The sequence below is a fragment of the Streptomyces sp. NPDC016677 genome (genome assembly GCF_055562815.1).
Genome location: NZ_JBVHEO010000001.1, coordinates 138,576 through 157,230 on the forward strand (window position 1 = coordinate 138,576; position 18,655 = coordinate 157,230).

Below are 18,655 nucleotides of genomic sequence, written 5' to 3' on the forward strand. Positions count from 1 at the left end.
CATCGGAGGCCGTACGGTGGCGGACACGTCGGACACGAGAACCCCGGCGCAGATCGAGGCGGACATCAAGCGCCGCCGCGAGGTGCTGGCCGAGACGCTCGACGAGATCGGGGTGCGGGTGCACCCGAAGACGATCATGGGTGACGCGAAGGCCAAGGTCGCGTCGAACATCGACCACACGCTCGGGCGGGCGTACGTCCAGGCCAACCGCGCCGTGAGCGAGGTGAAGGGCCGGTTCGTGGACGAGGACGGTTCGCCCCGGCTGGAGCGGATCGTGCCCGTGGCGCTCGTCGTCGTCGGGGTGGTGGGCCTGGTGGCCCTCGGGACCCGGCGGCGCGGGCGCTGAGGCGGAGCAGGTAGGTTCGGGGCCGTGAGCGTCAAGAGAAACGATCCCAGCACCCAGGACGACAAGCTGCCCATCCGCATGCTGCACGACCGGGTGCTCGTGCGGCAGGACACCAGCGAGGGCGAGCGGCGTTCCGGGGGTGGCATCCTGATTCCCGCCACCGCGGCCGTCGGCAAGCGGCTGGCCTGGGCCGAGGTCGTCGCCGTCGGGCAGAACGTCCGTACGGTGGAGCCGGGGGACCGGGTGCTCTACGACCCCGAGGACCGGGCCGAGGTCGAGGTGCGGGGTGTCGGCTACGTGCTGATGCGCGAGCGGGACCTGCACGCCGTCGCGGCGGACCGGTTCGAGGGGTCGGAGGACTCCACCGGGCTGTATCTCTGAATCTCCGGATCTCTGAGTCTCCGACCGCGTCTGCGACCGCGCGCCGAACACATGGGGAAGGGCTGGTGACCATGGTCACCAGCCCTTCCCCATGTCCTTTGCTACCTTGGGAATCCACCCGACGAGACGCGCCGTACCGGGTCACGCAAAGACGACGCACCACCGTTCAGTACGTTTTCGGAGGTGCCGTCATGGCCTGGGTTCTGTTGATCGTCGCCGGTCTGCTGGAGGTCGGCTGGTCGATCGGGATGAAGTACACGGACGGCTTCACCCGTCTCGTCCCGTCCCTGTTCACCGGCGCGGGGATCGTCGCCAGCATGCTGCTGCTGTCCTACGCGGCCCGGTCGCTGCCGATCGGTACGGCCTACGGCGTGTGGGTCGGGATCGGGGCGGCCGGTGCGGCGGTGCTCGGCATGGTGGTGCTGGGCGAGCCGGTGACCGCCGCCCGGATCTTCTTCGTCTGTCTGCTGCTGGTGGCCGTGGTGGGGCTCAAGGCGACCTCCGGGCACTGACCTCACCGCCCTCCCCGGCTTCACCGCCCTCCCCGGCTTCACTGTCCGGTGGTGTCGGAGCTGTCGGGGAACGGCCAGTCCGAGTCGTCGTCGCCCCCGGTGCCGTCGTCCGTGTCCTCGCCGCCGCCGGGCGGCGCCTCGTCGCCGGTCCCGGTATCGCCCCCGGCGCCGTCGTCCCCGCCGGGGCCGGTGCCGGGCGTCTCGCCGCCGGTGGTGCCGTCGCCGGGGGCGCCGTCGCCGGGGGTGGCGCCGGTGTCGCCGGTGCCGGGCGGGGTGACCTGCTGGGTGGCGCCCGGGGTCCGGCCGCTGCTCCGCGACGCGTCCGGGCTCGCCTCGTCGCCGGGGCCGCCGGTGCCGGTGGAGGAGGCCGACGGGCCGGTGGAGGGGGCCTCGCTCTCGGAGGCGCCGCGCTGCAGCCGCAGCTCGAAGCTGCCGACCGGTGCGCCCTCCAGGGCCTGGCGGGTGTACTGGCCCCAGATCTCCGCGGGGGCGCCACCGCCGTTGATGCGGGCGAGACCGGTCGCGCCGTAGAGCGGCTTGTGGGCGGCGGTCTCGGGGTCCTGGCCCATGACGGCGACGACGGTGGCCAGTTCCGGGGTGTACCCGGCGAACCAGGCGGCGGTGTCCTCCTCGGCGGTGCCGGTCTTGCCGGCGGCGGGGCGGCCCGCGGCCTGGGCGGCGGTGGCGGTGCCCTTCTGGACGACGCTGCGCAGCACGGAGGTGGTGGTGTCGGCGGCCTCGCGGCTGATGACCTGCCGTTCCTCGCGCTCGGGCAGCTTCAGTTCCCGGTCGCCGTCCTTCACGACCTTCTCGACCAGGGTGTACGTGCCGTGCTTGCCGTGGTTGGCGAGGGTGGCGTAGGCCTCGGCCATGTCCAGGACGCTGGCCTGGGCGACGCCGAGCGCGATGGAGGGGCTCTCGACCAGGTCGGGGGTGTCCTCGGGGAGTCCGAGGCCGACGGCGGTCTCCTTGACCTTGTCGGAGCCGACGTCGACGGCCAGCTGCGCGTAGACGGCGTTGACCGACTTGTCGGTGGCCTCGCGGACGGTGATCTGCCCGTAGGAGTGCTGGTCCTCGTTCTCGGGGGCGTAGTGGCCGCCGTCCCAGCCCTGGACGGCGCGCTTGTTGGTGCCGTCGTAGACGGTGTTGGGGGTGATGCGGCGGCCGTCCTGGGTCACGGAGGAGTTCTCGACGGCGGAGGCGAGGACGAACGGCTTGAAAGTGGAGCCGACCTGGAAGTCGCGGCGGGTGGCGTTGGGCGTGTACTGCTTGACGTAGTCGATGCCGTTGTACATCGCCACGACCTTGCCGGTCTTCGGGTCGACGGAGGCGCCGCCGGCCCGGACGTACGTGTCGACCTCGCGGTTCTTCTTGTCCAGCCGGGACATCAGCTTGTCATCGACGGCCTCGACGAAGGCGTCCTGCTTGTCCTTCTCCAGGGTGGTGGTGATGCGGTAGCCGCCCCGGTCGAGCTCCTCCTCGCCGACGATGCCGTGCTCGACGAGGTAGTCCTTGACGATGCCGACGACGTAGCCGCGCTGTCCGGACATGCCGGTGGAGGTGGTCGTCTCCTTCGGCATCGGGAACGTCAGCTCCGCGCGTTCGGCGGCGTCGAGCCAGCCCTGGTCGACCATGCCGTCCAGGACGTAGTTCCAGCGGGCGGTCACGGCGCCCTTGTTCTCGGGGTGGGCGACGACGTCGTACTGGCTGGGCGCGTTCAGCAGCGAGGCGAGGTAGGCGCCCTGGGCGGCGGTGAGGTCGGTGGCGTCGGTGCCGTAGTAGGCCTGGGCGGCGGCCTGGATGCCGTAGGCGCCGCGGCCGAAGAAGCTCGTGTTGAGGTAGCCCTCCAGGATGTCGCTCTTGCTCTTCTCCCGGTCGAGCTTGATGGAGATGAAGAACTCCTTGGCCTTGCGGGTGACCGTCTGTTCCTGGGCGAGGTAGTAGTTCTTCACGTACTGCTGGGTGATGGTGGAGCCGGACTGCTTGCCCTTGCCGGTGACGGTGTTCCAGCCGGCCCGGATCATGGCCTGGGGGTCGATCGCGGACTCGGTGTAGAAGTCGCGGTCCTCGGCGGCGAGGACGGCGTGCTGGGCGTCCTTCGAGATGGCGTCCAGGCCGACGTTCTCCCGGTTGACCTCGCCGTCGCGGGCGAGGACGGTGCCGTCGGCGTACAGGTAGACGTTGCTCTGCTGGGTCGCCAGGGCGTTGGCGGAGGGGATCTTGACCAGCGAGTAGCCGAGGAGGAAGCCGCCGACCAGCAGCACGGCGGCGATCAGCACGGTGCCGAGCGTCATGCGCCAGGAGGGGACGATCCGGCGCCAGCCGGTGCGCCTCGGGCGCTTCGGCCTGCCGCCCGAGGGGGCGGTGGTGTCCTGGCTGGGGGCGGACCGGCCCGGGGCCGGCTGTTTCGGCTGCGGCTCGTCGCTCATGGTGTGCGTATGGCTCCTGGGGTGCAGTGCGTGCGGTGCGTGCGGTGCTGCGGTGCGTGCGGTGCGTGCGGTGCGTGCGGTGCCTGCGGTGCGTCGTACGTGGGGGCCGTACGGCTTCGGCGTGATGCGCGCGCGCAGGGGACTCCTGTGACCCCTGTGAACAAGACTGTCGCATCCGTCGTTCAGTTCCCTCCGCACCGGCCTGCGGAAAACCCGTGGCATGCCTCCTTCGGCCGGTACTAGGCTCCTGCGCTTCGGTGCCGGGAGGAGGTCGGAGGGTGGGCGTGGGCGGGTGGCGGGTGTACGCGGCGGTCGTCGCGGGCGGGTTCCGCCGGTACGCGACGTACCGGGTGGCCACCGCGGCCGGGGTGTTCACCAACACCGTGTTCGGGCTGATCCTGGTCTACACGTACCTGGCGCTGTGGGACGAGCGGCCGTCGCTGGGCGGGTACGACCAGGCGCAGGCGGTCACCTTCGTGTGGGTGGGGCAGGCGCTGCTGGCGGCGCTGGCGCTCGGGGGCGGCGGCGTGGAGGGCGAGCTGACCGAGCGCATCCGTTCGGGTGACATCGCCATCGATCTGTACCGGCCGGTCGATTTCCAGCTGTGGTGGCTGGCGGCGGACCTGGGCCGGTGCCTGTTCCAGCTGGCGGGGCGCGGGGTGGTGCCGTTCGCGTTCGGGGCGCTGTTCTTCCCGGCCCACCTGCCGTCGGACGCGGGGACGTGGGCGGCGTTCCTGGTGGCGGTGGTGCTGGGGACGCTGGTGAGCTACGGCATCCGCTTCCTGGTGGCGCTGTCGGCGTTCTGGCTGCTGGACGGTACGGGGGTGCAGCAGATGGCGTGGATCGCCGGGTTCTTCTGCTCGGGGATGCTGCTGCCGCTGAACGTGTTCCCGGGGGCGCTCGGCGAGGTGGTGCGGCTGCTGCCGTGGTCGGCGCTGTTGCAGGCGCCGGCGGACGTGCTGCTGGGGGAGGCCGATCCCTGGGGCACGTTCGCGTTCCAGGCGGGCTGGGCGGTGGCGCTGGCGGCGGTGGGGCGGCTGGTGTGGGCGGCGGCCACGCGCAGGGTGGTGGTGCAGGGTGGGTGAGGACGGGGGGCGGGGGGTCGGCGGGCCGCCGCCGGACGGCGGTCGCGGGGTCGGCGGGCCGCGCGCCTACGGGATGATCGCCGCGATGTGGATCAGGTCGACGATGGCCTACCGGACGTCGTTCCTGATCACCACGGCGGCGAGTTTCGTGACGAGCGGGCTGGACTTCGTCGCGGTGCTGCTGATGTTCTCCCGGGTGGACGCGCTGGGCGGCTGGTCGCTGCCCGAGGTGGCGTTCCTGTACGGGCTGTCCGGTGTCGCCTTCGGGCTGGCGGACCTGGCGATCGGGTCGATGGAGCGGCTGGGCCGGCGGGTGCGGGACGGCACGCTGGACCTGCTGCTGGTGCGTCCGGCGCCGGTGCTGGCGCAGGTGGCGGCGGACCGGTTCGCCCCGCGCCGGGTGGGCCGGGTGATCCAGGGGGCGCTGGTGCTGGGCTTCGCGGTGTCCGCGCTGGACGTGGCGTGGACGCCGGCGAAGGTGGTGCTGGTGCCGGTGATGGTGGCCGCCGGCGGGGCGATCTTCTGCGCGGTGTTCGTGGCGGGCGCGGCGTTCCAGTTCCTGGCGCAGGACGCCTCCGAGGTGCAGAACGCGTTCACCTACGGGGGGACGACGCTGTTGCAGTATCCGCCGACGCTGTTCGCGCAGGAACTGGTGCGCGGGGTGACGTTCGTGCTGCCGCTGGCCTTCGTGAACTGGGTGCCGGCGTCGTATGTGCTGGGGCGGCCGTATCCGCTGGGCCTGCCGGGCTGGACGGCGTTCGTGTCGCCGCTGGTGGCGGCGGGCTGCTGTGCGCTGGCGGGGCTGGCGTGGCGGGCGGGGCTGCGTTCCTACCGGAGTACGGGGAGTTGACGGTGACGGCTTGGGCGGACGAGCGCTTCATCCATCTCGACGGGGTGGAGAAGGTCTTCGACGTACGCAGGAGGACCGGGTTCCTGCGCCGGGAGCGGCGGCGGGTGCGGGCGGTGGACGGGCTGTCGTTCACCGTGGCGCGCGGCGAGATGGTCGGGTACATCGGGCCGAACGGCGCCGGGAAGTCGACCACGGTCAAGATGCTCACCGGCATCCTCACGCCCAGCGGCGGCACGCTCCGGGTGGCCGGCATCGACCCGTCCCGGGAGCGCACCCGGCTGGCCCGCCGTATCGGCGTCGTCTTCGGGCAGCGCACGACGCTGTGGTGGGACCTGCCGCTGATCGACTCCTACCGGCTGGCGCACCGCATGTACCGCATCCCCGACGCCCGCTACCGCGAGAACCTCGACCGCTGCGTCGAACTCCTCGGACTGGGCGCCCTGCTGGACGTGCCGGTACGCCAGCTGTCGCTGGGCCAGCGGATGCGCGGCGACATCGCGGCGGCCCTGCTGCACGACCCGGAGGTCCTCTACCTCGACGAGCCGACCATCGGCCTGGACGTGATCTCCAAGGCCAGGGTGCGCGGCTTCCTGCGCGAGCTGAACGCCGAGCGCGGCACCACGGTGCTGCTGACGACGCACGACCTGACCGACATCGAGCAGCTCTGCTCCCGGGTGATGGTGATCGACCACGGCCGGCTGATGTACGACGGTCCGCTCGCCGGGCTGCACGAGGCGGGGGAGTCGGAGCGGACCCTGGTGGTCGACCTGGAGCGCGAACTGCCCCCGATCGAGGTGCCCGCGCCCGCGCGGGTGGTACGGGTGGAGGGGCCCCGCCAGTGGCTGGCCTTCCCGGCGTCGGCGTCGGCGGCCGAGCTGGTGGCGCGGGTCGCCGCCGCCCACCCGCTGGTGGACCTGTCGGTGCGGGAGCCCGACATCGAGGCGGTGATCGCCCGGATGTACGCGGAGCGGGCGAGCGCGTGGGGCGCCGGGCACGGCGGTCCAGGCATAGTGCCGGGCGCGGTGGACTCGTAGGCTGCTGTACATGACCGACGACGCCCCGGACCTCCGGGCATCCGACGCCGACCGTGAGCGAGTCGCCGAGGTCCTGCGGGACGCCCTCGCGGAGGGGCGGCTGGACATGGCGGAGTTCGAGGAGCGGCTGGACGCCACGTACGCGGCCCGTACCTACGGCGAGCTGGCCCCGATCACCAAGGACCTGCCGGTCGGTACGGCGGCGCCGGCGCCGAAGGTGTCGATGACCAAGGAACCGGCCGGGGCGGGGAGCTGGGCGGAGCGGATCACCGGCGGCGAGGCGACCTCGACGTGGGCCGTCGCCGTGATGTCCGGCTTCCAGCGCAAGGGGCGCTGGCGGGTGCCGAAGCGGTTCAACTCCTTCGCGTTCTGGGGCGGCGGGGAGATCGACCTGCGCGAGGCGGACTTCGCGGACCGCGAGGTCGTGATCAACTGCGTGGCGGTCATGGGCGGGATGAACGTGGTCGTGCCGCCCGGCGTCGAGGTGGTCGTCCGCGGTATCGGCGTCATGGGCGGCTTCGACCACCGTGAGGAGGGCGTGCCGGGCGACCCGGGCGCCCCGCGCGTGATCGTGACCGGCTTCGCCTTCTGGGGCGGGGTCGGGGTGGAGCGCAAGCCGACCCGGGCGGAGCGGCAGCGGCTGAAGGAGGAGCGGCGCCGGGAGCGGCTGGAGCGCAAGGAGGCGCGGAGGGAGCTGAACGCCTCCTTGCGCGATGACGTGATGGACGCCCACCGGCGGATGCTGGACGCCCACCGGGACGACCGCGACCGGCACGGGGAGCGCCGCCCGCGCCGGGAGGACTGAGCCGGGAGGACTGAGCCGGGCCGGGGGCCCGGTGTCCTCACAGCTGGGCCGGTGCCGCCCCCTCCAGGTCGTCCAGGTCGAGGACTTCGGCCATCCGCTCGTACCCCCGGTCGCTGGGGTGGAGGTTGTCGCCGCAGTCGTAGTCGGGGCGCAGCCGGCGCGGGTCGTACGGGTCGCGCAGCGCCTTGTCGAAGTCGGCGACCGCGTCGAACACCTCGCCGTCGCGGATCGCGGCGTTGATGTCCTGCCGCACCCCCTCGCGGACGTCGCTGTAGCCGCGGTGGCCGCCGAACGGCATCAGGGTCGCGCCGATCACCTTCAGCCCGCGGGCGTGGGCCCGCTCGACCAGGGCGCGCAGGCCGTCGAGGATGAGGTCCGGGTCGGTGACGCCGGGGTCGCGCAGGATGTCGTTGACGCCGAGGTCGATCACGACGACGCGGACGCCCGTGCGGCCCAGCACGTCCCGGTCGAACCGGTCCTGCGCGCTCGGGTTGTCCGGCGGGGTGCCCACGCCGCCGGTCAGCACGCGGTTGCCGCTGATGCCCTGGTTGACGACGCTGTAGCGCGGCACGTCCCGCCCCTCCTCGACCGCCGTGCGCAGCCGCGCGGCCAGCACGTCGGTCCACCGCCGGTTGGCGCCGACGGTGGAGGTGGCGCCGTCGGTGATGGAGTCGCCGATCGCCACGACGGTGCCCTCGGCCTCGTTGCTGAGCAGGTCGAGGGCGCTCAGGTAGCGCCAGTACGGCGTCGGGGTGTAGCCGGTGCCGGTGGTGTCCTCGACGCGGTCGCCGGTGGCCAGGTAGTTGGTCTGCCGGGCCTGCGAGTGGATGGTGGCCGGGCCGGACGGGGTGGGGGAGTAGGTGGTGACCAGGACGTCGGCGCCGTAGGGGACGGTGAGCCGTACGGCGTCGCTCATCACCTGGTCGCCGGCCGGGATGACGACCCGGGTGGCGCCGTCGAAGGTCAGCCGCCGCATGGTGCCGTCGGCCGCGGCGGCGGTGCCGGCGCCGTCGGCCAGCGCGAGGGAGGCGTGGCTGATGGTCAGCGGGGTGACGCCGTAGAGGTTGGACAGGGTGACGCGGGCGCTGGTGCCGCCGACGGCCGTGTGCACGACGTTGCGCACCGAGCGGCCGGCCAGGCCGGTGGCCCGGGTGCCCGGTTCGGCGCCGGAGGGGGAGGCGGACCAGGCGCCGACCCAGGCGCCGGCGGAGGCGGGCGCGGCGGCGCCGGGCGGGGCGTGGCCCGCGGCGCGCGAGGCACGGTTCCCGGTGGCGTCGTCGGCCGCGACCCCGACGTATATGGCGACGGCCAGGGCGAGTATCGACGCGAGGACGGCGGCGAGCAGGGCGCGCTGCTGCGAGGGGCGCCGGGTGGGCTGGGCGGAGGGTGCTGGGGGTACCGGAGGTACCGGGGGCAGCGGGGGCGTGTCCGGGCCCCCGTCATGACCGCGGGTCATGTGGTGCTGTTCTCCTCGGGAGATGGGAGCCCGGGGCTCCGGTCCGACGATCCCATGATGCGTCATGGGGTTGGGGGCGCGGACGGGGCCCCGCCGCCGTCCCCCTCCGGACAGACGCCGGGAACTCGTGTTCCGTTCCGGGAGTCGGTCAGGAAGGGACAATGTGTGAGGGATCACCGAACGGGTGGAGCGGAGCGGATGGAACGGACGAACGCGGGACGGCCGGAGGACGCGGGCGACGGCGAGGGCGAGAGCGCCGCCGAGGGGCGGCCCGCCCGCCCCGGCGCCCCGGCGAACGGCGCGACGAGAGCTGCCGGAGCGACGGCTCCGGACGGCGCGACGCCACCGAACCGAGCCACGCCACCGGAGGGCGCGGCGACGGCCGACCGTGCGGCGGCGCCGGAGGGGGCGACGCCACCCGACCGTGCCGGGGCAGCCGGTCCCGGGGCGGTGGCCGACCGCGTGGCGGCGCCGGACGGCGCGACGCCAGCGAACCGTGCCACGCCACCGGAGGGCGCCGCGGCAGCCGACCGTGCCGCGGCGCCTCACCGCGCCATGACGACGTTCAGCCCCGCCGACGAGGAGAAGCGGCGCGGCGTGCGCCGTATGAAGCTCACCGCCACCGGTCTGCTGCTCTTCGTCGCCCTGGTCTACGTCCTCGCCGAGTGGGCCTCCCACCACGGCGCCGGCGCCTGGGCCGGCTATGTCTCCGCCGCCGCCGAGGCCGGCATGGTCGGCGCGCTGGCCGACTGGTTCGCGGTGACGGCCCTCTTCCGCCACCCCCTCGGCCTGCCCATCCCGCACACCGCGATCATCCCGAAGAAGAAGGACCAGCTCGGCGTCTCCCTCGGGGAGTTCGTCGGCGAGAACTTCCTCTCCGAGGACGTCGTACGGCAGCGGCTGCGCGCCGTCGGCATCGGCTCCCGGCTCGGCGCCTGGCTGGCCGTCCCCGAACACGCCGACCGGGTCACCGCCGAGCTGTCCGCCGCGCTGCGCGGCGCCCTGACCGTGCTGCGCGACTCCGACGTCCAGGCGGTGGTCGGCGAGGCCATCACCCGCCGCGCCGACGCCCAGGAGATCGCGCCCGGCATCGGCAAGATGCTGGACCGGGTCGTCGCCGACGGCGGCCACCGCAGGGCCGTCGACCTGATCGTCACCCGCGCCCACGACTGGCTGGTCCTGCACGGCGACTCCGTGATGGACGCCGTGCAGGGCGGGGCGCCCGGCTGGACGCCCCGGTTCGTCGACAAGCGGGTCGGCGAGCGCGTCTACAAGGAACTGCTGCGCTTCGTCACCGAGATGCGCGACATGCCCGCCCACCCGGCGCGCGGCGCCCTGGACCGCTTCCTCACCGACTTCGCCGCCGACCTCCAGTCCGACACCGAGACCCGGGCCCGGGTGGAGCGGCTGAAGACGGACGTACTGGGCCGCGGCGAGGTCCAGGACCTGATCGCGTCCGCCTGGACGGCCGTACGATCCATGATCGTTTCGGCGGCCGAGGACGAGCGCAGCGAACTGCGCCTCAGGGTCCGTGCCTCGCTGCTGTCGCTGGGTGCCCGGATGGCCTCCGACACCAAGGTCCAGGGCAAGGTCGACCAGTGGGTGGAGGGCGCCGCCGTCTACGTCGTGACCACCTACCGGCGGGAGATCACCTCCCTGATCACCGACACGGTCGCGAGCTGGGACGCCGAGCACACCACCAGGAAGATCGAGGCCAACATCGGCCGCGACCTCCAGTTCATCCGCATCAACGGCACGGTGGTCGGCTCGCTCGCCGGGCTGCTGATCTACACGGTCTCGCGCATGCTGGGGGCGTGACCTCCCGGTGTGACCTCCCGGCGTGACTTCGAAGGACCAGGGCACAAGGGAGGCGTCGCTCGACGGAGAGGGAGCCCATGACAGCAGATTCGTCGCCGGCCCCGGTGCCCGCCTCCACCGGAACCGTCACCACGGCCGTCCCGGCCCGCCTGGACCGGCTGCCCTGGTCCCGCTGGCACTGGATGATCGTGATCGGCCTCGGCACCGTCTGGATCCTGGACGGACTGGAGGTCACGATCGTCGGCAACGTGGCCGGCCGGATCGCCGAGGAAGGCAGCGGCCTGGACATCAGCGCCGCGCAGATCACCGGCCTGGCCGCCGCCCTGTACGTGGCGGGCGCCTGCTCCGGCGCCCTGTTCTTCGGCTGGTTGACCGACCGCTACGGCCGCAAGAAGCTCTTCATGGCGACCCTGGTGGTCTACCTGGCGGCGACCGCGCTGACGGCGCTGTCCTTCGAGACCTGGTGGTTCTTCCTCTTCCGGTTCCTCACCGGGTTCGGCATCGGCGGCGAGTACGCGGCCATCAACTCCGCGATCGACGAGCTGATCCCGTCCCAGTACCGGGGCCGGGTCGACCTCATCATCAACGGCAGCTACTGGCTCGGCGCGATCGGCGGCTCCCTGCTGTCCATCGTCATGCTGGACACCGCGATCTTCCCCAAGGACCTCGGCTGGCGGCTGAGCTTCGCCCTCGGCGTCGTCCTCGGCCTGGTCATCCTGCTGGTCCGGCGGCACGTCCCGGAGAGTCCGCGCTGGCAGTTCATCCACGGATACGGCGATCAGGCCGACGGCCTGGTGACCTCCGTCGAGAAGGAGATCGAGCGGGAGAGGGGCGAGAAGCTGCCGCCGCCGGCCGGCGAGATCACCATCCACCAGCGCAAGAGCATCGGCTTCGGCCTGATCGCCAGGACGGTCTTCGCCAAGTACCCGCGCCGCGCCGTCCTCGGCCTCTCCCTCTTCATCGGCCAGGCGTTCCTCTACAACGCCATCACCTTCGGCTTCGGCACCATCCTCATCACCTTCTTCGACGTGCCGACCGGCCGGACCGGCTACTACTTCGCCGTCATCGCGGCGGGCAACTTCCTCGGCCCGCTGCTGCTCGGCAAGCTCTTCGACACGGTCGGCCGGCGGATCATGATCTCGTCGACGTACCTGCTGTCGGGCGTGCTCCTCTTCGGCACCGCCTGGCTCTTCGACCGGGGCTCGCTGACGGCGACGACGATGACGGCGTGCTGGTGCGTCGTCCTGTTCTTCGCCTCGGCCGGGGCGTCCAGCGCGTACCTGACCGTCTCCGAGATCTTCCCGATGGAGACCCGCGCGATGGCCATCGCCTTCTTCTACGCCCTCGGCACCGCCGCGGGCGGCATCAGCGGCCCGCTGCTCTTCGCGGACCTCACCGAGTCCGGCGTCGTCGGCGACACGGTGCTCGCCTTCCAGATCGGCGCCGGGCTGATGTGCGCGGCGGGCATCGTGGCCGCGTTCCTCGCGGTGAAGGCGGAACGGCGCTCCCTGGAGGACATCGCCGAGCCGCTGTCGGCGGCGGGGGCCAAGACGTCGGCCGGGACACCGGGGTCGCCGGGGACCCCGGGGTCGCCCGGGGCTTCCGGAGCGGCGGCGGTGTAGGACTACGCGGGAACCGCGACCGGCGGGGCTCAGCCCCGCCGGTCGGCCACCGCCCAGGACGCCAGCGCGACCGCGCCCGCGACGCCGCACACGGACGGCCAGGCGCCCACCTTCTTGGCCAGCGGGTGCGACCCGGCGAACGCCGCGACGTACGCGGCACCGAGCGCCCCCGCCGCCTTGCCGCCCGCCCGCCGCCGCCACTGCGCCGCCGCGACCGCCCCGGCGGCGGCGAGCACGACGCCCCCGAGCTGACGCTTCTCCGTCCAGCGGGCGACGCCGTACCCGCCGACGAGTCCGCCGGCGGCGACCAGTGCACTGGGAATCCTTGGAGTCATGCCCCGAGGCTAACCCCCACCTGCGACAACACCGACGGCAACCCCATACCTGAGCCCAGGCTTGTCAACTTTCCTCCCGCGAGCTATATAAGAAGACGTACCGAGGGCATCGCACAGACCCTGTGGAGAGGAGAGAACTGTGATGCTCATGCGCACGGACCCGTTCCGCGAGCTGGACCGGCTCGCCCAGCAGGTCTTCAGCACCGCTGCCCGCCCGTCGGCGATGCCGATGGACGCCTACCGGTCCGGAGACGACTTCGTCGTCCACTTCGACCTTCCCGGCATCGACCCCGAGTCGATCGAGCTGGACGTCGAACGCAACGTCCTCAACGTCCGCGCCGAGCGCCGGTCCCCCGCCCCCGAGGGCGCCGAGACCGTCGTCGCCGAGCGGCCCACCGGCACCTTCACCCGCCAGCTGTTCCTCGGCGAGACCCTCGACACGGACCGCATCGACGCCTCGTACGACGCGGGCGTCCTCACCCTGCGCGTCCCGGTCGCCGAGCAGGCCAAGCCGCGCCGCATCCAGATCACGGGCGGCGGCGACCGCAAGCAGATCAGCGGCTGACGACTCACGCGGCGTCCTGCGGGCACCCGACTCCTGGCGGCCCCGCGGGACGCCCCTTTGGTCTGTCTGTCCCCGCACCCGCCCGAAACGGAGGAGAAGCCCCCACATGACCGTGACGACGCTGCCGAGCACGACCCCGGCTCCGGCCCCGACCCCGTCCCCGACGGCCTCGGCCCCGTCCCCGACGGCCTCGGCCCCGGCGGTGACCGCACCCCCGTCGTCCCGCCCCGCCTGGGCCGACCTGGTCGAGGAGGTGCGCGAGGCCGGCCGCTACCCGAGCCGGCCGGAGGCGGAACGCGTCACCCGCATCGTCCTCTCCGCCCTCGGCGGCCACGTCGTCGGCGACGAACGGGTCGACCTGGCCCGGGCCCTGCCGGAGGAGGCCGCCAGAGTGGTCGCCTCGCAGATCCCGGCCACCCGCCCGCTGACCGCCGCCGAGTTCGTCGACTCGGTCGCCGCGCGCATCGAGGGCGCGACCCCGGCCACCGCCCGCTGGGACGTCAGCTCCGTGCTCAGCGTCCTGCCGCCCCTGATCGGCGACGACCTGACCACCCGCATCCTGGACCGCCTGCCGCCCGGCTACGCCCTCCTCTTCGGCCGGGCGGACCTGACCCCCGCCGCCTGAACCGGCTCCTCGGGAAACCGGCCACCGTTCACCCTCCGCGCACCGGGGGGCCGACGGTGGCCGCCCCCCGGTGCCGACGCGCACCCCACCACCCGTCCGCGCGCTGCCAAGCCCCGCCGAATCACCCGTACGAGTGAACAAGCGGGTGCGCAGCGCATCCCTTGATCGTTGAACCTTCGGCGCGTCCCTGTACCAGGACGTACGACGACGTACGAGGACCTATGGCGACGCCGTGTACGACGACGAGGAGGCGGCATGCCCGCGCAGGAGACCGACATGAACGCGAACAGGGAAGGGCAGTGGGACCGGGGAGAGGGAGAGCGCCGCACGGCCGTGGTCGACGGCGCCCGCGTCGCCTACTGGCAGGCCGGCCCGCCCGATGCCGAACCGATCCTCCTCCTGCACGGCTACCCCGCCAACCACCGCTGCTGGCGCCACCAGATCCCGCCCCTGGCCCGCACCCACCGGGTCATCGCCCCCGACCTCCTCGGCTGGGGCGCCTCCGACCACCCCTTCCACCTGTCCTTCGACTACGTCACGGAGGTCGCCCGCGTCGGCCGCCTCCTGGACGCCCTCGGCATCGACTCGGTCAACCTCTTCGGCCACGACTACGGCGGCTTCCTCGCCCTCGGCTTCACCCAGGCCCACCCCTCCCGGGTCCGCCGCCTGGCCCTCCTCAACAGCCGCGCCCACTCCTCCTTCACCACCCCCTGGTACACCGTCTTCACCCTGCTCACGCTGGCCGGCCGCGTCCCCGCCCTGCGCTCCGTCGCCCGCCACCTCCCCTTCGCGGCCCTGCACCGCCTCGCCCTCACCCCCCTCCGGCGCTCCGGTCACCTGGACGACGCGACGCTCGCCACCTACACCGACTGGATGCGCACCACCGAGGGCCGCCGCCGGCTCCTGCACTTCTTCGCCGACTACCGCACGGCCACCCGCCCCGGGCTGCGCCGCCGCCTCGGCGAGATCACCTGCCCGACCGCGATCGTCTGGGGCCGCGAGGACACCTACCTCAGCCCCGCCATCGCCACCGAACTCGCCGCCCGCATCCCCCGGGCCGACCTCACGATGCTGCACGGCACCGGCCACTGGCTCCTGGACGAACGCCCCGGAGAGACGACGGCGGCCCTGAACCGCCTCCTCGCCCGAGAGACCCGAGAGACCCGAGAGACCCGGGAAACCCGGGAAAACTGACGCGGCCTGTCACACTCCCCGCGTCCCCTCCGTCATGTGGGTGTACCGACGATGACACCGACCCGGAGGAACCCATGAACGCCGCCCGATTCGACCTGTTCGCCAACCCGGTCTCCAGGAAGCTCTTCGGCCACCTCAACGGGGCGGGCAAGGTCCTGACGGACTCGTCCCTCCCGCACACCACCCAGGAGCTGGTGAAGATCCGCGCCAGCCAGATCAACGGCTGCGGTTTCTGCACCGACATGCACACCAAGGACGCCACGGCGGCCGGCGAGACCCCGACCCGCCTCAACCTGATCGCCGCCTGGCGCGAGGCCACGGTCTTCACCGACGCCGAGCGCGCCGCCCTGGCCCTCACCGAGGAGGGCACCCGCCTCGCCGACTCGCCCACCGGCGTCAGCGACGGGACGTGGGCGGCGGCGGCCGAGCACTACGACGAGGACCAGTTGGCGGCGCTGATCTCGCTGATCGCGGTCATCAACGCGTACAACCGCTTCAACGTGATCGTCCGCCAGCCGGCCGGGAGTTACGAACCCGGCATGTTCGGCTGAGGCGACCGGTCGTCCACAACGCCTCGGGGGCGGCTCTCCTGATCGACGGGAGAGCCGCCCCCGAGGACGGCACGCGACGACCCTTCCGGGTCACCCGGAGGCCAGCTGCTCCGCGATCTCCTTGATCCAGTCGGCCTTCTTGTCCGGGTTGTTCAGGCTTTTCTCCCACTCGCCCTCGGACAGCTTGTGGTCGTCCGGACCGCACTTGAGCACCTTGAGGAGGGCCCGGGCGTCCGCCCGCGTCTGGGCGTCCGTGCCGGCGCTCCCGGGGACGCCGGGACCCGCCGCCAGACGGTAGATGTCGCGCGCCTTGGCCTGGCGTTCGCCCTTCTCCACCTTCCGCCAGAACGCGAGGGCGTGCTTCCACGCCTCCTTCTCGGACGCGGCCTCCGGGAACTGACCGTTCTCGTCCAGTTCCCCGTGCAGTTCGGGGTGGCGCTTCTCGTTGTAACGCCCCCTGGCCGCCTTGACCCCCTTGTAACCGGCGAGGAGGAGCAGGAGACCACCGCCGCCCGCGGCGAGACCCCAGCCGACCGGGGTGCTCGCCAGGGCCCCCGCCGCGGCGGCCACTCCCACGGCGCCGGCCGCGGCCTTGGTGGTCTCGCCCACGCCGCTGACCGTTTCCTTGGCCATCCGGTACCCCGTTTTCTTGCGCGCGTACTTCTGCGCCGAGTACAGCGTCTCCTCGTCCGCGCTGGCCGCCTCGGCGCTCTCCAGTGCCGCGGCGGCCTCACGCGCGCGGTCCAGTTCCTGGTTGAGCGCGTCTATGTCCGCGAAGTACGCGGAGAAGTCAGCGAAGAAGTCCTCCCCGTGCGGTTCGGAGCCGGTCGGCCTGGCCACCACCTTGGCGTACGCCGCGTCCACCCTGTCCTTGGACGCCCGCACGGCCTCCCGCAGCTCGGCCAGTGACGCCTCGTGGACGGTACGGGGATCTCCGAGCGCTTTCAGATCCTTGTACTTGCGGATGGCCCTCGTGACGCGCCGCGTCGAGCGGGCGCCCTTCGCCGTGCCGACGACCGCGCTGAGGGAACCGCTCGCCTCGGCGGACATCGCGGCGTTCGCCGCCTCCTTGAGCTTGTCCGCCTCCCGGACGATGGCCGCGGCGTAGCTGCCCGAGTTGACGGTGGCGATGGCCGCGTCGGTCCCCTTGACCTTGGCCTTCTTCATCGCCGTGTGGTACTTGGCCCCCTCCTTGGCCTTCTTGGCGTCCTCAAGGGCCAGCGCGGCGTCCAAGGTGCTGAGGCCGGCGTTGCCGAGCTCCGCGGCGAGGTTCTCCGACCCGGCGGAGACACCCGAGGCGGCGGAGCCGTGCGCGGCGGCGGCGTCGCCCGCGGCGGTGGCCGTCTGGCTGACGCCCGCGTTGGTGGGGGTCTGCACGCCCTTGACCCAGGCGTCGAGTTGCTCGGCGTACTTCTTGTACCTGTCGACGAGCGGCTTCGCCCAGTCGCGCTTCCGCTTCTTCTTCTTGCCGGCCGCGCCACCGGTCTCGGCCGCCTGGCTCTCCGCCGCCGCCACCTGGGTTCCCGGTGCCGCCACCGGTGTCTCCGGCGCCGGTGTCTCGGTCTCCACCGGACTCGTCTCCAGAGTCGCACCCCGGACGCGCTGCACCGCCACCGTCGCGGCCCGGTTGCCGGCGCTGGACTGCATCTGCAGCAGGGCGCGCTGCACCGGGTTCCCGGACGAACTCCCGTTCCGCTCCCGCTCCTCGCGCTGCCGGACCGCCGTCACGATGGCCGAGGACTGCCGTGTCGGGACACGATGGACCGGAGTGCTCATGGACATACCTCTCCTGTGCCGGACCGGGCGTGGCCGCGAAGGTAATCAGGTTCGGCTAACAGAAGCGGTGCGACGGGGAAACTCTTCACGGCTGCCGCGAGGCGTGTTGGCGCGGCCACCCTCCGTGCCGTGCCTCCTGGCCTGCCGTAACCCGTGCCCGTCTGCGGCCAGTCACCCTCACCCGCCCTCAACTGCCGGGACAGGCGACCCCCGTGAGCTCCTCGGAGACCCGCCACACCCGCCGCGCCTCCTCCGTGCCGCGCAGCCGCGAGTAGAGCTTCTGCTCCCCGGGCGCGCCGCCCAGGTGCCCCGGACCGCGCGGCCCGTAGAACCCGCCCCGCTCGGCGTCGGGCGAGGTGGCGGCGTAGAGGGCGGGGAGCTGGGCGGTGCGGACCGTGCCGACGACGATGCCGCGGGCGGACAGGACCCGGATCAGCCGTACGCCCAGGGTGTCCTTGGCGCGTCCGACCTCGGGGCGGGCGGCCAGCAGGCTGGTCGGGGCGACGCCGGGGTGGGAGAGGTTGCTGGTGATGCCCCAGCCGTGGGCCTGACTGAGCCGGTCGAGTTCCAGACCGAACAGCCCGAAGGCGATCTTCGACTGGCTGTACGCCTTCATGCCGTCGTAGGAGCGTTCCCAGTTCAGGTCGTCCCAGTTGATGGCGCCCTGGTTGGCCGCGACGCTGACCTGCGAGGTCACGCGTGCCCGACCCGCGCGCAGCAGCGGCAGCAGGTGGGCGACCAGGGCGAAGTGGCCGAGGTGGTTGGTGCCGAACTGCAGCTCGAACCCGTCGGCGGTCGTCCGCCGGTCGGGCGGGGTCATGACGCCGGCGTTGTTGACGAGGAGGTGGACCGGCCGGCCCTCCTCCCGCAGCGTGGTGCCGAGGGCGGCCACCGAGGCGAGCGAGGACAGGTCCAGCTCGCGCAGCGACACGTCCGCGTGCGGGACCGTACGGCGGATCGCGGCGAGCGCGGCCTCGCCCTTGCGCGGGTTGCGGACGGGCAGGACCACCTCGGCCCCGGCCGCCGCGAGCCGCGTCGCGATGCCGAGCCCGATGCCGTCGCTGGCTCCGGTGACGACGGCGCGCCTGCCGGACAGGTCGGGGACGGTGATGTCGATGGGGGTGCGTGGCATGGGCCCACTCCTGGCGCTCGGGTACGTCATCGAGCCTGGGACCGGCGCCGTGGCCGCGGCAACCGGTGAGAGGGGGATCGACGATCCGTGGCTGGCCGGGACGCGCGGGCGACAGAAGACGATAGAAAGAGGACGGAAG

General features: G+C 72.7%; 18 protein-coding genes and 1 riboswitch. Of the genes, 13 read left to right on the forward strand and 5 right to left on the reverse strand.

Translation table 11 applies throughout. From position 1 onward, the window contains the following. Positions 1–16 precede the first annotated feature (16 nt). The 3 genes from ACZ3IG_RS00585 (at position 17) to ACZ3IG_RS00595 (ending at position 1,239) form a co-directional block, all read left to right on the forward strand. Positions 17–346 carry a DUF3618 domain-containing protein gene (locus ACZ3IG_RS00585; RefSeq protein WP_467427690.1) on the forward strand — a complete coding sequence of 110 codons (330 nt, stop codon included), beginning with the start codon at positions 17–19 and terminating at the stop codon, positions 344–346. A 24-nt stretch (positions 347–370) separates the two neighbouring features. Beyond that, entirely contained in the window at positions 371–727 is a 357-nt protein-coding gene (locus ACZ3IG_RS00590; protein WP_215166495.1) for a GroES family chaperonin, read from the forward strand. Positions 728–822: 95 nt separating this feature from the next. Next, positions 823–888: riboswitch (guanidine-III (ykkC-III) riboswitch) on the forward strand. Between the two features lie 30 nt (positions 889–918). Next, the gene (locus ACZ3IG_RS00595; RefSeq protein WP_467427692.1) at positions 919–1,239 is read left to right on the forward strand and encodes a DMT family transporter; all 321 of its coding nucleotides are present in this window, start codon (positions 919–921) and stop codon (positions 1,237–1,239) included. 38 nt (positions 1,240–1,277) lie between these two features. Here the strand turns inward: ACZ3IG_RS00595 and ACZ3IG_RS00600 are convergent, their stop codons facing one another. Continuing rightward, positions 1,278–3,668: a transglycosylase domain-containing protein gene (locus tag ACZ3IG_RS00600; protein WP_467427694.1), complete on the reverse strand. Its 2,391-nt coding sequence runs from the start codon at positions 3,666–3,668 to the stop codon at positions 1,278–1,280. Positions 3,669–3,952: 284 nt separating this feature from the next. On the opposite strand from ACZ3IG_RS00600, the gene ACZ3IG_RS00605 reads away from it, so the two are divergent. Genes ACZ3IG_RS00605 through ACZ3IG_RS00620 form a run of 4 tightly spaced genes read left to right on the forward strand, consistent with a single transcriptional unit; the run spans position 3,953 to position 7,442 of the window. Further along, complete coding sequence (locus ACZ3IG_RS00605) at positions 3,953–4,753, forward strand: ABC transporter permease (RefSeq protein WP_467429135.1); 801 nt, start codon at positions 3,953–3,955, stop codon at positions 4,751–4,753. Next, on the forward strand, positions 4,746–5,603 hold the full coding sequence (locus tag ACZ3IG_RS00610) for an ABC transporter permease (protein WP_467427696.1): 858 nt from the start codon (positions 4,746–4,748) through the stop codon (positions 5,601–5,603). The genes ACZ3IG_RS00605 and ACZ3IG_RS00610 overlap by 8 nt, the downstream gene beginning before the upstream one ends. Further along, positions 5,600–6,637, forward strand: a complete 1,038-nt coding sequence (locus ACZ3IG_RS00615) for an ABC transporter ATP-binding protein (RefSeq protein WP_467427698.1) — start codon at positions 5,600–5,602, stop codon at positions 6,635–6,637. The genes ACZ3IG_RS00610 and ACZ3IG_RS00615 overlap by 4 nt, the downstream gene beginning before the upstream one ends. A 10-nt stretch (positions 6,638–6,647) precedes the next feature. Further along, positions 6,648–7,442 (forward strand): DUF1707 SHOCT-like domain-containing protein, encoded by a 795-nt coding sequence (locus tag ACZ3IG_RS00620; RefSeq protein WP_467427700.1) that lies wholly within the window; start codon positions 6,648–6,650, stop codon positions 7,440–7,442. 37 nt (positions 7,443–7,479) lie between these two features. On the opposite strand, the gene ACZ3IG_RS00625 is transcribed toward ACZ3IG_RS00620, so the two are convergent. After that, entirely contained in the window at positions 7,480–8,898 is a 1,419-nt protein-coding gene (locus ACZ3IG_RS00625) for an SGNH/GDSL hydrolase family protein (RefSeq protein ID WP_467427701.1), read from the reverse strand. A 555-nt stretch (positions 8,899–9,453) separates the two neighbouring features. On the opposite strand from ACZ3IG_RS00625, the gene ACZ3IG_RS00630 reads away from it, so the two are divergent. Both ACZ3IG_RS00630 and ACZ3IG_RS00635 read left to right on the forward strand, forming a co-directional pair. Next, positions 9,454–10,716 (forward strand): DUF445 domain-containing protein, encoded by a 1,263-nt coding sequence (locus ACZ3IG_RS00630; protein WP_467427704.1) that lies wholly within the window; start codon positions 9,454–9,456, stop codon positions 10,714–10,716. Between the two features lie 77 nt (positions 10,717–10,793). Beyond that, the gene (locus tag ACZ3IG_RS00635) at positions 10,794–12,338 is read left to right on the forward strand and encodes an MFS transporter (RefSeq protein ID WP_467427706.1); all 1,545 of its coding nucleotides are present in this window, start codon (positions 10,794–10,796) and stop codon (positions 12,336–12,338) included. A 29-nt stretch (positions 12,339–12,367) separates the two neighbouring features. On the opposite strand, the gene ACZ3IG_RS00640 is transcribed toward ACZ3IG_RS00635, so the two are convergent. Further along, the gene (locus ACZ3IG_RS00640) at positions 12,368–12,673 is read right to left on the reverse strand and encodes a hypothetical protein (RefSeq protein ID WP_467427708.1); all 306 of its coding nucleotides are present in this window, start codon (positions 12,671–12,673) and stop codon (positions 12,368–12,370) included. A 142-nt stretch (positions 12,674–12,815) separates the two neighbouring features. On the opposite strand from ACZ3IG_RS00640, the gene ACZ3IG_RS00645 reads away from it, so the two are divergent. The 4 genes from ACZ3IG_RS00645 (at position 12,816) to ACZ3IG_RS00660 (ending at position 15,608) form a co-directional block, all read left to right on the forward strand. Continuing rightward, positions 12,816–13,238, forward strand: coding sequence for an Hsp20/alpha crystallin family protein (locus ACZ3IG_RS00645; protein WP_467427710.1), 423 nt, complete (start codon positions 12,816–12,818; stop codon positions 13,236–13,238). 106 nt (positions 13,239–13,344) lie between these two features. Beyond that, the gene (locus ACZ3IG_RS00650) at positions 13,345–13,863 is read left to right on the forward strand and encodes a DUF2267 domain-containing protein (RefSeq protein ID WP_467427711.1); all 519 of its coding nucleotides are present in this window, start codon (positions 13,345–13,347) and stop codon (positions 13,861–13,863) included. Positions 13,864–14,118: 255 nt separating this feature from the next. Next, positions 14,119–15,057 (forward strand): alpha/beta fold hydrolase, encoded by a 939-nt coding sequence (locus ACZ3IG_RS00655; RefSeq protein ID WP_467427713.1) that lies wholly within the window; start codon positions 14,119–14,121, stop codon positions 15,055–15,057. A gap of 74 nt (positions 15,058–15,131) precedes the next feature. Beyond that, positions 15,132–15,608 (forward strand): carboxymuconolactone decarboxylase family protein, encoded by a 477-nt coding sequence (locus ACZ3IG_RS00660; protein WP_467427715.1) that lies wholly within the window; start codon positions 15,132–15,134, stop codon positions 15,606–15,608. A gap of 90 nt (positions 15,609–15,698) precedes the next feature. On the opposite strand, the gene ACZ3IG_RS00665 is transcribed toward ACZ3IG_RS00660, so the two are convergent. Together ACZ3IG_RS00665 and ACZ3IG_RS00670 are read right to left on the reverse strand one after the other, a co-directional pair. Beyond that, positions 15,699–17,384: a hypothetical protein gene (locus ACZ3IG_RS00665; protein WP_467427716.1), complete on the reverse strand. Its 1,686-nt coding sequence runs from the start codon at positions 17,382–17,384 to the stop codon at positions 15,699–15,701. Between the two features lie 187 nt (positions 17,385–17,571). Continuing rightward, complete coding sequence (locus ACZ3IG_RS00670) at positions 17,572–18,516, reverse strand: SDR family oxidoreductase (RefSeq protein ID WP_467427717.1); 945 nt, start codon at positions 18,514–18,516, stop codon at positions 17,572–17,574. Positions 18,517–18,655 lie beyond the last annotated feature (139 nt).